This window comes from Vibrio neptunius (genome assembly GCF_000967495.1).
GTDB lineage: Bacteria > Pseudomonadota > Gammaproteobacteria > Enterobacterales > Vibrionaceae > Vibrio > Vibrio neptunius.
In genome coordinates this window covers 78,126-90,783 of sequence record NZ_JXXU01000048.1, presented here as the reverse complement: position 1 = coordinate 90,783, position 12,658 = coordinate 78,126, and the positions used below count along the sequence as shown (strand labels likewise).

The following is a 12,658-nucleotide window of genomic DNA, read 5'->3' as shown; positions in this document are numbered from 1 at the left end:
TGAAGAGTTTAGCTTTGGCTTTTGAGTTACGCTAATTATTGGTCAGTTATTCGAAACGATAAACAGAACTTCTACGCGTCTGTTACAGGCTTTTCCGGCACTTGTCGTGTTTGAACATGCTGGTACATATTCACCATAGCCGCGTGTGTAGATAGAATTCATCGCCACATTGTTGCTAACCAATTGCTTTTTCACCGCTTTAGCGCGTTTCATGGAAAGAGAATCGTTAAAAGTCGGCGCTCCAGTACTGTCAGCATGGCCATCAATCACAATATCAATGCCCGGCTGTGTTGCTAAATATCGGCCCATCATGTCCAACCAATACATCGAATCAGGTTTAACCATGGACGAGCCAGTATTAAATTTGACCGTATCAGTTAACTTGACCATGATGTGGTTACCCGGCAGTACCTCGTAGTCGACACCGTTTTTTAGTAGGAAACTTTGCAGATCACTATAGTTGGTGGTGCGCATCTGCCCCATGGGTCCTTTCACACCAGACGACGCCAGTTGAGGTGCGTCTCCCCAATTAGGGTATCGTACTTCGAAGTCTGTTTTTGGGGCGGTCTCTAGCATGTCATCCGTGAGATAACGCATTTCTTTAGCCAGATTGCCACAACCAGTGAGAAGCAAGAGCAAAGGTAAGGCAAGATATTTCATTGATCCACCATTCGTTTCCGTTTCGATACATCATTTATATCGGCAACTCTGGAAATACTTTAATTATAATTTAACCCTTTTCTTATCGCATGTTGACGACTTAACGTTCTGAAATGATTTAATAAGCATTTCACGCTGTTTGCTATTTAGTTACTCGCCGCGAAAGAGTAAAATCCGCCTACTGTTATCTCGCTGAAAACAGAGTGTCAACAGCGACTACAAAGAGAACATACTATGAAAAAGATACTGGCGTTAATGACCATCGCATTTGCTACTCTCTTGGCGGGATGTGCGGAAAGCGATGTCCCACAGGAGGGTAAACAGTTCAAAACACTTCCTGTCAACTTATCGACCTTTCGCTTGCCTCAGGTGGCTGAAGTTTTTTCACTCAATTGTGGCCACTGTAAAAAAATGGAACTGGTTTTGCCTCAATTGGAACAACTCACCAAGCAAAACATTGGTAAGATCCACGTGACGTTTAACGAGAGTGCGCAAGTTGGTGCCATGATCTATTACAGCGCTGAAATGCAACTGGGTAAAAAGCCTGAAACATCGATGATGAATGAATTGTTTACCGCGGCTCAAATGGGCGACGACGCAACAATGGCAACGAGAAAGCAAGCCATCGATGATGCTTTCCACTCTCGCGGACTAACCAGTCCTTACGAGCTCAAACAAGACCAGCAAAAACAGTTATTCAGAGCAATGCAAGTCGCTGAAGATATCACTGAAAAAGGTCAAATTAATTCAGTTCCGACCTTTATCGTAAACGGTAAGTATATGGTGCTGACATCCGGTCATAAAGATGTTGAAGACATTGCCAAGACAATCAACTATTTAATTCAAAACAACCTTAAGTAAAAACGGAAAGGACTCATGTCTAAAATAATCATCCCAATCGTCGTTTTAGTGCTAGCTGGCTTCATGATTTATCGCACTATGGTGACCAGCAAAGCTGGCGAACAAAACTTTGCAGCAGGACAAGCATTTCTTCTTGAAAATGGGGAAAAACAAGGTGTGGTAACAACGGAAACCGGACTGCAGTACCTTGTGCTTAACAAAGGAACTGGTACGGTCAATCCAACCGCTAAGAGCAAAGTGAAGGTGCATTATCACGGTACGCTAATCGATGGCACTGTGTTCGACAGCTCAGTTGAACGTGGTGAGCCAATTTCATTCGCTCTTAACCAAGTAATCAAAGGTTGGCAAGAAGGCCTGACATACATGGTAGAAGGTGACAAGTTCCGCCTGTTCATTCCTAGCCCTCTGGCCTACGGCAAAGGTGGAAGTGGTCCAATTCCACCAGCGTCAACGCTAATATTTGATGTCGAGTTGTTGGAAATCCAATAATCAACAAGGCCAATCATTCGTGATTGGCCTTTTTTCTATACGAGCTCTTTTAACTCTCTGCAAAGATGCTTATTCAAATGTTGTTGAATAAAGTTAACATCAGCTTTATAGAAATCGGTCGTCGGAATTTCCTCCGCTGTCATCCAATGAAAAGTTTGCTGCCTATGTTCTGAATGGGCAACAGCTAGCGTCGATTTATCTGCATGAAGAACAACATAGTATATTCTTCCACCATATTCATTAATATCGCTGTAAGTCGCAACGTGAGACAATCCACTCAAATGAGTCTCTTCATACAGTTCTCTGATCGCGGCATTGGTACCAGACTCATTGCTGTCCACTTCACCGCCGGGAAATTCCATAATCATACCTTGAGCAGGTCGGTAGCGCTCCTGAATCAGAACTTTTCCATCTCTGATGACGACGGCCATCGCTAAATGCTTCATTGGGGGCTCCTTGGATTAAGCTGACTATATCGGCGCTTCAGGCTCAGACGAGTTGTGTTTTTTAGATTAGAAATGTCTGACACCGATACTGAATGTTAAAAACCAGCGTAGAGTAACCGAATATGCAATTCAGTTCTTTCACTACGTTCAAAAAACGCAATGTAAAATAATAAAAACGGCACCTTATGGGTGCCGTTTAAACTGAGCGATATTTTTTATTTGTGCTTTTTCTGTACAAACCTCTTGCTTACATCGACAATGGCGACATCTTTGAAGAAGCTACGACCGAGTAACAACGGAAACGTGAGATGTGTTCTATCTGCAAGCGTGAATTCTGTTTTTTCTTTCAAATCTCCAATCTGGATCCAAGATTCAACAACAGGGCGACGCTCAGCTTCATCTGCACTCGACTGACGAATTTTCACCCAGCGCTGCACTGGAAGAGCAATCTCTTTACTCTTGGTACCGTCGTGTTCGATCTTGAACTTCACCCAGTCTTTACCATCACGTTCAAACTCAACGATATCGGTAGCACTGATTGATGACGTTGTCGCACCGGTATCGATACGCGCTTTAAAGTTCTCTTCAAGCCCAGGAATATACACCCATTCCTGTTCACCGAGGATCAGTTTTCCATCCGATGTTTTCTTCGGTTGTGGTTTTGGCGGTGGTTTTTTCTCTGGTTTCACCTCCGGTTTGGGTTCCGGCTTACGCGGTTTCTCGGCTTCTTTATCTGACTGCTCTACTTTAGGCTTTTCAATTTGCGGTTTTTTGTCTGGTTCTGCTGGCTGCGGACCTGGCGTTGAACACGCCATTAAACCGCCACTCAGCATAACTGGAATCAGGAATTTCCATGTTTTGTTCATTCGATCACCTAATTCAATAACAAGATAGGACCACTTTAAAAAAGGCCCACATCAGTGTGAGCCTTAAAGCGACACTTAAGACACTTTAACTATCGCATCGGCTACGTAAGGAATGTCTTTTTCAGTCAAACCTGCGATGTTAATTCGACCATCTCCAACACCATAAATACCATATTCTTCACGGAGTTGCGTCATTTGGTCTTGAGTAAAGCCTAGCACAGTAAACATGCCTTTGTGGCCTTCAATGAAATCGAAATGTGACGTGTTATGGGTATTTCTCAATTCATTACATAAGGTTTGACGAAGGTTCAGCAGGCGCTGCTGCATTTCGCTCAATTCCTGTTTCCAAACACCGGTCAGCACTTCACTTTGTAGGATGGTTTTTACCAGCGCAGCTCCATGGTCTGGCGGCATTGTATACGTTGCACGTGCGAGCGTTAGCAACTTGCCTTTTGCATTGCCAACATCTTGCAATGACTTGCCAACCACTATGGCGGCACCCGTACGTTCACGGTAAAGGCCAAAGTTCTTTGAACAAGATGTGGTAATCAGCATCTCTTCCACATTGTCCGCCATAAAGCGTAAACCTTTGGCATCTTCCTCTAAACCGTCACCAAAGCCTTGGTATGCAATATCAACAAACGGAATAAAACCGTTTTTCTGTGATAACTCCGTCACCGCCTGCCACGCAGAAAAATCAATGTCAGCCCCGGTCGGGTTGTGACAACACCCATGTAGAAGGACCACATCTTTTGGCCCCGCCTGAGACAACTCTTCTAACATTCGTGCCGTATCAACCTGTTTGGTTTCAGGGCTAAAGTAACTGTACAGCTTCACTTTAAGGCCTGCGGCTTCCATTACTGGACGATGATTAACGTAACTTGGGTTTGAAATCCAAACCGTCGTTTCAGGCTGAGCGACTTTCATCAGGTCGCCTAACATACGCAGTGCGCCACTGGCGCCCGGCGTTTGGATAGCGGCGACGCGATCCATGGCTGAAGTACCCGACAGCAGTAAATCAACCATACTCTGGTTAAACTCTTCACAGCCAGCCAAGCCGACGTAAGATTTCGTTTTTTGCGTTTCGACCACAATATCCTGCGCTTGAGATATTGCTTTCATGACTGGCGTTTGACCAGTACTGTTTTTGTAGACGCCAATACCCAAGTCCACTTTGTCAGGACGAGGATCATTGCGGTAAGCGACTGATAATGAAAGGATAGGATCCAGTGTAGGTGTTGGTAAATGAGAGAACATGAAAGTCATAACCCTTTGAAATTCAAGTAACGGTATCCAACTTATCATTTAATCCCCTAATTCAGAAATAAAATTTTAGTGCCTAAGAGCAAAACAGGATAAAAACCTTTTACCATTAACATATTTGCAACATCAAGAGACCTGTCAGAATAAAAACCTACTAGGTGGATCTAAATCTTGAATCGGTGAATAATCTGATTGGAGCTACCACGCCACTCTAGGTTGAGATCTTTGCTCTCCTGCTCAAACTTACCGTCAACTAAGACATCAAGTAGTGCGACCACTTCTTGTTGCGACACCGTCAATTCGGCTAGCCTATAGCCTGTCCACATCCAGATATCCTTATCCGGGCACTCTTTACGTACCCGCTTAACCAACCGAAGAACATCAGCTACATTGGCTGGATGGAGTGGATCACCACCGGACAACGAAAGCCCCCGTCTTTTAATACGAGTATCTTTCAAATCCTGCAGAATTTGGTCTTCCACTTGTTGAGTAAACAATACTCCTGAGTCGATTCGCTGTGTCGATTGGTTATAACACCCGCGGCACTGATGTATGCAGCCAGAGACAAATAAAGTACAACGTGTGCCTGGCCCGTTAACTACATCCACAGGATAGTATTGGTGGTAGTTCATGACGTTTTCCGATGTTAGATACTTGAGAAAATGCTTTCGTGCTGATGATAAAGGGCGAGTCACTCCCGCCCTGTTTTCGTCACTGAATCCATTCATCTATGGATTCTATAGATGCTTAACCCGACGCTTAACTTCTTCTTGCTTACCAAAATTAAACGGCCGCGCATCAGGACTGCCCAAGTAGCCACACACTCTACGGGTTACAGAGACTTTAGTGGAATCGTGATTACCACAGTTAGGACACGTAAATCCTTTACTCGTACAATCAAATTCACCGTTGTACCCACATTCATAACATTCATCGATAGGTGTGTTGGTACCATAGTAAGGAACGCGGTTGTAGCTGTAGTCCCACACGTTTTCCAATGCTTCAACATTACGCTGCATATTTGGAAACTCGCCGTAGCAAATAAAACCACCGCTCGAAATCTGCGGATAAGGCATTTCAAAATCGATTTTGTCGTATGGGTTGACCTTCTTCTCTACATCGAGGTGGAAACTGTTGGTGTAGTAACCTTTCTCTGTGACCCCTTCCAGTACACCGAACTCTTTTGTATCTATGCGACAGAATCGGCTACATAAATTTTCGCTAGGCGTACCATACAAGCTGTAACCATAACCCGACTCTGCAGCCCATTGGTTTACCGTATCTTTAAGATGCTTGATGATATCGAGCGCTTTCTGTCGAAGTTCTGAGTTGTCATAAACATGTGTCTGCTTGCCATACAAAGCATTAATCGTTTCATGAACACCTATGTAACCCAAAGAAATAGACGCGCGGCCATGTTTAAAAATGTTAGCAATAGGTTCATCAGCCTTTAAGCGAACGCCGCAAGCGCCTTCCATATAAAGAATTGGAGCCACTCGTGCTTTGACGTTCTCTAACCTAGCAATGCGTGTTTCTAAAGCGCGACGAGCCAGTGTTAGCTTCGTATTCAAAATCTGATAAAACTTGCCCTCGTCACCTTTTGCTTCAATTGCAATTCGAGGGAGGTTGAGACTAACAACACCTAAGTTATTGCGCCCTTCATGGATCAACTCACCATTTTCCTCATAGGTTCCTAGGAAACTACGACATCCCATTGGCGTTTTAAATGAACCCGTCACCTCAACCACTTTGTCGTAATTGAGAATGTCTGGGTACATACGTTTTGATGCACACTCTAGTGCAAGCTTCTTAATGTCATAGTTAGGATCGTCGGCTTTATGATTCAATCCATCTTTTATTCCGAAGACGAGCTTAGGGAATACGGCCGTTTTACGGTTTTTGCCTAAACCAGCAATGCGATTTTTAAGAATCGACTGTTGGATCAATCGAGAAGCCCAACTGGTCCCTAGGCCAAACCCGAAGGTAACAAAAGGTGTCTGGCCATTATGTATTATAGCAATCAACTCTCACGAATTTAATAAGAAAATCATTTAGTTGATCTTTAAATTACAGTGAGTTAACGTTATATAAATACAAGTTTAAGTGTTATATATACTCTCATGAAATTAAAGAATCTTACATACGAAACTAAACATCAAAAGTCTTTTGTAGACTCTTGTTTAATCGAGACCACCACTCATCACCTATATAGGGTTAGTGACGGTTCCGAGGTCGATGAGTTTCGTGCATATGAGGAGGAAATGGCTCGCCTAGCAGAGACCACCACTAAAAAGCAAAACCTGAGTGCAAACACACTAGCTACTTATCGAAATCCTGTGATTAAATTTATCGACTATTTACATGAAGCAGGAGTGGTGGGAACAGACACTCCCTTGAATCTGCATCATGCATATAGAATGGTCACGAACTATCCCGCATACATTCAAAAAACAGTTCCAATTAACGCCTCTCATGAGCTTCAGACGATAAGAGCACTGATGGACGGATATCGCCCCAAGCTTGGGAATAATTCAGTTAATGTGCATTTAAATGCGATCGAGCACTATATCAATATCTCTGAGCGGTATGGCAGAGCGGTACATGACAGACTCATTCGATCCATGGGAATCTCACCATCAGAGTCTGAGTACCAACCAATATTCAAACAGGTTTGGAACTCTACCGAGATATCACAGGCACAAAAACTATTTTGGCAGAAATACACAGCACTGGGAGGAATTCTAGGTTTACAAAATATGCATGGTGAAACAAGTCAGGTATTTTCACGCCTGCCCTCTGAAGACTCCCCTGTCAGAGATAAGATCGCAATCACACAGGAGCAAATAGAGTCATTTCTCAATCAGGAGTCGCTTTCAGATCGTGATCGCACCCTATTCGCATTAGCTTTCGCAGGGGGCTTGCGTATCAGTGAGGCATTGATGCTACAGCTCAAACACATCGACTTCACGCAACGAAGAATATTCTTGACCAAAAATATTTCTAAGCGAGGTCTAACCACTGAGGAACAAATGCTATGTTCAGCATGGAAAGGCCGTAATACTTTGAACAATGAGGTACACCTGTTTGGTGTAGCTGAAGAGATATTTTGGAAATCACTAGATAAGCTGCTAGTGAATATGGTCACTGATTATAGTCACGACTTTTTGTTCACCTATGAAAAAGATATCAACAGGGGACGACCGTATCTTCTGACTCAACGTGCCGACAAAAAACGTAGCCACTCCAATATTGTCAAGCGTTTTAAAAAAGGCTTAATGGCAATTGGAATTTCAAAGAACTCGCTTCACGGGCCGCATTTCGCTCGTCACGCTCTGGTCTTCTACCTACATAAAGAGTGCCCACGTCTAACCGAGGATGGAGAGTTAGAATTTGGTTATGAGATGCCAGATGTCAGTAACCTGATAGGTCATGTCAACTACACCAGCACCGTAAAATACAAACGTGATGACTCTGAGAAACTGAGTAGCCAACACAAATTATCTCGTGATATCACACGCCTTAACCTCGACGATCAAAAGGCTAAGTTGTTAACGGAACATCATGCATTGCTCGAAAAAGCAAAAAAAGTCAATGAGATGCTAATGAAACTGGAGGCACACCAATAATGATATTCAACACTACTAGTTCCGCCAACTACCCGTCAGGTAAAGAAAAGGCAGATAGACGCTGTACTGAAATAGCCCTTCAGCTAGGGGGACAGGTCTCTACGTTTTTTTCCAATGTAGGTGTTGAAAAAAATTTTTGTGTTCCAGAGATGGATATCCTGAATCGCAGCTCCAATCTCAGCATAGGTAAGGCTGATGTACGTTGTGTGATATGTGAGATAGCAGCAAACATCTCTGATACAGAAACACTACTGAATATTGCATCTCATAAAGCCAGCGCTGCCAATTTCACTACCAGGAAGGCCCATGCACGAAAACCTGACTATAAGGGTTATCACGGAGCAGTAGAGTTCGTTAATCAAATAGAAAAATTATTCCTATCAATAGGAATTGAGTCGGTACAAATCAGTAAAGGTGTCTACCAAACCGTCATCCTATATTCCAGATTGATTCTTATTAAGCTTTGGAGAGAGGGCTTGGTAGTCCTTCCGATTACTGTCAACTTGGAATTAAGTTCCGAAAAGTTTGGCGAGTTTAGTAAGTTCAAATCTTTTAACCATCTTTCTCGCCCCCCTATGTTTGGCGCGTCTGACGAATACTGTGAAAATCTGCAACTTGAGTTTACGGAACTGATTAATGACATAGGTAATGCTCCTTCGTTGGAAGTAACATTGTTGGAACGAGAGGATGGAAAGTGCTATGACAAATTAGCAAGTATCCTCTACTGTAGCACACTACACACACAAGAAGACGTAACTGTAAGTTCCTACGACGACCTAACACGTCTATTCTGTCTGTACGATACGTATGATTCCCAAAAGCCGTGTGACGCACACACACTAAAGGAATTGTCGAACAACACAATGCCATTCAAAGGTGCAAAATCTGCGTTTAATGAGTTCAGAACAGCCGCCTCAAGATTGGGCTGTCATAAACGGGAGAGTCTATCTGGTCATACTCACGCCATTACTAATGCCTATAGATCTGAACTGCTCCAACTCAACACCGCTACACAATTCAACCTTGAAGAGGTTATGTACGAACAGGATGAAGAAGCACTTTTTGAGTTCTTCGCTGACAATGACTACCAATCAACTCAGGAGTTTTATAATCGTGGTTTGATTGATGAGCCTGACCACACTAATTGGGATGTGTACAAGGACAAGCACCTCAGCTCAATGACTGCAAGCTCTTCTAGTAACCCTAAGTGGGGTTGGAATGTAATCTACCAGTACCTTGGGTACATATCCTGCTGGTGCGCGATGTTTCCAGAACAGGCTAAAAACGAAGCTATATCCACACCTACGACACTAAGAGAATTAGATAGGGAGACGTTCGTAGTTCGCTCGTTTTCCAATCAGGACATCGACACAGACCAATGGCCTCGCACATTAGGGGAGTTTTTACTGCGCAAGTCGGTTTCAGTTGCTACATGGGTTAAAGCAGCCATAAACTCTGTTGAAACCAATTTTCGTTTTGACAACGAACACGTAAGCTCCATTGGTAAGCTCTTACAACCTAAGGAGTTCACTAATGCATGGCATAAGTCGCAACGTGGTATCAAACTCGGTTCTCTGAGCGAGTCAGTGAAGAATGTATTTACACGGGATGAATACGCAGTATCTCTGCAAGTAGGCTACGCCCTAGAAAAATTTGGCTCATACCTGCAAGAGCGAATTCTCGAAGGTTATACCCCTGAACTGCTAGGTTTCAGATCCGTAAATTCCTACCATACTGACAACCCATTTAGGCTGATTGAAATTGGGGCTAAAATTACTGCGCCTGTTGGAATATTGAGATATCAATTACACAACTCCCCTTTAAGCGGTGATATTGCTAAGAGTAAGCCTTTAGCCAATGTTTTCCACTGGGCAGTACCATTGGAGCACTATCATAACTCTCTTCGTGTTGGAGAGAACAATAATAAAGCGCTAAGAAGAGCTGTTTACTCTCATGATTGTGCAGGATTTTCCCCAATCGTTTGGTACGTCGATGATCAACTGAAATACTCCTACAAGCGGCTGGACGCAACCTCGAAAATAATTGAGAACCCATTTTCGATGACTAAGTATGGAACCATAGATATGGATAAGGCGCAGTTAGTCACTCCTTTACTTGGGCCAATCAGGGGCATTATTGTAGCTCTTGAACAAGGAATACGACACAAACATATCCGCTACCTAGACAAACGTCATTTCGACAAATATGTAGATGATGCAAATGAGGACGGTATTGTTCAGCTATTGGTAAGCACTGATAAAAGTCGTCGCAAACCATGGAAAGCCAGTTCTCATATTGATGTTATAGCAATGCTAAGAGCAGAAAGAGAATTTCAAAATTTGAGAACAGATGTTGACCACCTAGTACCTTATGATGACGAGAAAGAGATAGACGTCCTTTTTCGCAACGCACCAGGAGAGGCATTTTCAGAACTGGTATGGAGCGACATTTGGAAAATATTCCTTACGATTTCTCAAGGTATTATCAATAGCTCCTTCACTGATATGATGGAAAGTTGTGAGTTTGTTAAAATGGTGCCTCTATCCGCTAAAGACTCTATGACAGCACAAACTGTAGAGAGAACCATCACTGCTGATAGTGAATTCGTCACGCGAGCTAAGGTTTCAGGTAAAAATCGAACTCTTGGATTTGATGCTGATGGGCATCGTGTGAAATTGTTGGCGATACTAACTCCTCACTCATCTCGAACGACCTACGTTAGCCACAGGGTTGGTTATATACCTATAGAGACTGTCAGTAAAAACATCGGTCACATGCAAATCAGTACAACCGCCTATTACAACAGGGAGACTGAAGAGGATCGAGCACGTAAGGTCGGGGAGTATCGTAGAGCCAACCTAATGGTAGTGCGCGGTAACAAAAACAAGGATGAGATAATGCCTATGTGCACTAGTGATGTTTCACAGGAGCAGGTTCGGGAATCGTTCAAGCAGAACCCCAGAGAGACGATGAGCCTGTACGGTTTCACATCGATTCCAATTGTTACTGTTGACGATGATGGTGATGAAATCATTAAAGATACTGGTATGGATCTGGTTGCCTCCACTCCTTTATCCATGATCGCATTTTCATCAACCCATATCTGTGTTCACAATATGGAATGCCCCTCAGAAATCATAGCTGAAAATGGTGGTTATCAACGATGCGGCGTTTGTCGAATAAAGATCTGCCATGTAGATAACCTGATTTCTATTTCAAGGATGGTGCAACGACTTGAGTTAGATTTGAAGACTAATGTGACATCACTGATTAACTTAAACCGAAACAAAGTTGCTGACGAAACTGTACATAAAATCGAAGTGGCTCAGCTAAAACGCAACGAATCTGTTTTAAAGTCAGAGCTACTCGGTTGGCAGGCAGCTCTGAGGATTGTTGAACAAACACGGATCAGTCTGCTAGGCAAAAAGAATACTAATAAGTTTGTTGTACCTGCCCCTCGCCTGCTCAAAGAATCAATATCATGCGAAACATTGAAAATGTCTTTAGCTGAGTTGTTACTCAACCATATGACCAGTATGAGTGACGTGCCTTCACTGAATAGCCCTGAAATCCAAAAAACTGTAGCCAGGATTGAGAAGAAAATCCTAAACGATTCTAAGAACGCTAATGATGAGATCATGAAAAAGGTTGAAGCCTGTTTCGTAAATGATTCCTTAGACCCTCGACATATTATGTCCCCAATCATGAGTATGCTAGACGCGAATATTATTACCAAATCTCAGATTCTGGATGTTATCGAGAGTGATTTATCAAACACTCAACCTCTAATGAGAAGTCCCCTACAAAACAATGTAACAAAGGCGTTATCTAATGGTTAACAAAAGGGCACAATCCCTGAAAGGGCGAATCGAGTTGGTTACTAAAACTCTAGATACATACATCGCAACGCCTGGTCTCAAGGCTGGTATTTCTAATATGGATCAGCTTGCAAAAAAATTAGAGCGGGATACAGGGATTGGTTATTCCACTCTTCTAAAAAGTGAGGAGAAGGGTGGATACTACCGAGGATACCTTGAGACCGCCTTGATAAAAGTCGCGCCTAGCACGAATAACCTTGGCTCCCTAGCAGAACCTCAGCCTAAAAACTGGGTACATCAAGAGGCTATCTATAGGTCAAAGATTGGGCTTCTAAATAACGAGATAAAAAAGCTGAAAATTGAACTAAGGCAGGCAGAACTTGCTATTTCTGATGCATCGAACTCACAACTGACGCTACAAGATGCAACTGAGATCAGACAAGCTGACATTAATGTCGAGAAACTATGCAGAGCGTTAGCTCGAATTCTTGATCACGAGGATGTAGGGCTAGACCTGATGCCAGATGGGCGAATTGAATATTTTGGTGAAACCCTAGTCAATTCAGAGCAGACACAGCCATATCTAGCATGGCAGGCACGAACCACACCCACCTCAAACAGGGGTTAAA

Annotated in this window: 10 protein-coding genes and 1 pseudogene; 5 read left to right on the top strand and 6 right to left on the bottom strand. The window is 43.1% G+C overall.

Annotation, left to right across the window (positions count from 1 at the left end):
• Positions 1-42 precede the first annotated feature (42 nt).
• A complete protein-coding gene (locus TW84_RS17455) occupies positions 43-660 on the bottom strand; it encodes an OmpA family protein (protein WP_045976900.1) in 618 nt (205 codons plus the stop codon).
• Between the two features lie 234 nt (positions 661-894).
• Here TW84_RS17455 and TW84_RS17450 point away from each other — a divergent pair, with 234 nt between their 5' ends.
• Together TW84_RS17450 and TW84_RS17445 are read left to right on the top strand one after the other, a co-directional pair.
• Complete coding sequence (locus TW84_RS17450) at positions 895-1,521, top strand: thioredoxin domain-containing protein (protein WP_045976899.1); 627 nt, start codon at positions 895-897, stop codon at positions 1,519-1,521.
• A 15-nt stretch (positions 1,522-1,536) separates the two neighbouring features.
• The gene (locus tag TW84_RS17445) at positions 1,537-2,010 is read left to right on the top strand and encodes a BamJ family beta-barrel-assembly machinery protein (RefSeq protein ID WP_045976898.1); all 474 of its coding nucleotides are present in this window, start codon (positions 1,537-1,539) and stop codon (positions 2,008-2,010) included.
• A 35-nt stretch (positions 2,011-2,045) separates the two neighbouring features.
• Here TW84_RS17445 and TW84_RS17440 read toward each other — a convergent pair whose 3' ends face one another.
• From TW84_RS17440 to nrdD, 5 genes and pseudogenes are all read right to left on the bottom strand, one after another.
• Positions 2,046-2,456 carry an NUDIX hydrolase gene (locus TW84_RS17440; RefSeq protein ID WP_045976897.1) on the bottom strand — a complete coding sequence of 137 codons (411 nt, stop codon included), beginning with the start codon at positions 2,454-2,456 and terminating at the stop codon, positions 2,046-2,048.
• A 215-nt stretch (positions 2,457-2,671) separates the two neighbouring features.
• Positions 2,672-3,322, bottom strand: coding sequence for an ATP-dependent zinc protease family protein (locus TW84_RS17435; RefSeq protein WP_045976896.1), 651 nt, complete (start codon positions 3,320-3,322; stop codon positions 2,672-2,674).
• A gap of 75 nt (positions 3,323-3,397) precedes the next feature.
• Complete coding sequence (locus TW84_RS17430) at positions 3,398-4,579, bottom strand: amino acid aminotransferase (protein ID WP_045977042.1); 1,182 nt, start codon at positions 4,577-4,579, stop codon at positions 3,398-3,400.
• Positions 4,580-4,749: 170 nt separating this feature from the next.
• Complete coding sequence (nrdG, locus tag TW84_RS17425) at positions 4,750-5,217, bottom strand: anaerobic ribonucleoside-triphosphate reductase-activating protein (RefSeq protein WP_045977041.1); 468 nt, start codon at positions 5,215-5,217, stop codon at positions 4,750-4,752.
• A gap of 105 nt (positions 5,218-5,322) precedes the next feature.
• Positions 5,323-6,591 (bottom strand): annotated as a pseudogene (gene nrdD, locus TW84_RS17420) (anaerobic ribonucleoside-triphosphate reductase); the annotation flags it as partial.
• Positions 6,592-6,846: 255 nt separating this feature from the next.
• On the opposite strand from nrdD, the gene TW84_RS17415 reads away from it, so the two are divergent.
• From TW84_RS17415 to TW84_RS17405, 3 genes are read left to right on the top strand one after another with little or no spacing between them, the layout of a single operon-like run.
• Positions 6,847-8,211, top strand: a complete 1,365-nt coding sequence (locus tag TW84_RS17415) for a site-specific integrase (protein WP_045976894.1) — start codon at positions 6,847-6,849, stop codon at positions 8,209-8,211.
• The gene (locus TW84_RS17410) at positions 8,211-12,050 is read left to right on the top strand and encodes a hypothetical protein (RefSeq protein ID WP_045976893.1); all 3,840 of its coding nucleotides are present in this window, start codon (positions 8,211-8,213) and stop codon (positions 12,048-12,050) included. The genes TW84_RS17415 and TW84_RS17410 overlap by 1 nt, the downstream gene beginning before the upstream one ends.
• A complete protein-coding gene (locus TW84_RS17405) occupies positions 12,043-12,657 on the top strand; it encodes a hypothetical protein (RefSeq protein ID WP_045976892.1) in 615 nt (204 codons plus the stop codon). Before TW84_RS17410 ends, TW84_RS17405 begins: the two co-directional genes overlap by 8 nt.
• The last annotated feature ends 1 nt before the right edge of the window (position 12,658 follow it).

What these genes read in the sequence shown, in the direction of transcription:
- TW84_RS17445 (WP_045976898.1), top strand. Translation starts at nt 1,537, where the DNA reads ATGTCTAAAATAATCATCCCAATCGTCGTTTTAGTGCTAGCTGGCTTC.
- TW84_RS17405 (WP_045976892.1), top strand. Translation starts at nt 12,043, where the DNA reads ATGGTTAACAAAAGGGCACAATCCCTGAAAGGGCGAATCGAGTTGGTT.
- TW84_RS17430 (WP_045977042.1), bottom strand. Translation starts at nt 4,579, where the DNA reads ATGTTCTCTCATTTACCAACACCTACACTGGATCCTATCCTTTCATTA.
- TW84_RS17415 (WP_045976894.1), top strand. Translation starts at nt 6,847, where the DNA reads ATGGCTCGCCTAGCAGAGACCACCACTAAAAAGCAAAACCTGAGTGCA.
- TW84_RS17455 (WP_045976900.1), bottom strand. Translation starts at nt 660, where the DNA reads ATGAAATATCTTGCCTTACCTTTGCTCTTGCTTCTCACTGGTTGTGGC.
- TW84_RS17440 (WP_045976897.1), bottom strand. Translation starts at nt 2,456, where the DNA reads ATGAAGCATTTAGCGATGGCCGTCGTCATCAGAGATGGAAAAGTTCTG.
- TW84_RS17435 (WP_045976896.1), bottom strand. Translation starts at nt 3,322, where the DNA reads ATGAACAAAACATGGAAATTCCTGATTCCAGTTATGCTGAGTGGCGGT.
- TW84_RS17450 (WP_045976899.1), top strand. Translation starts at nt 895, where the DNA reads ATGAAAAAGATACTGGCGTTAATGACCATCGCATTTGCTACTCTCTTG.
- nrdG (WP_045977041.1), bottom strand. Translation starts at nt 5,217, where the DNA reads ATGAACTACCACCAATACTATCCTGTGGATGTAGTTAACGGGCCAGGC.
- TW84_RS17410 (WP_045976893.1), top strand. Translation starts at nt 8,211, where the DNA reads ATGATATTCAACACTACTAGTTCCGCCAACTACCCGTCAGGTAAAGAA.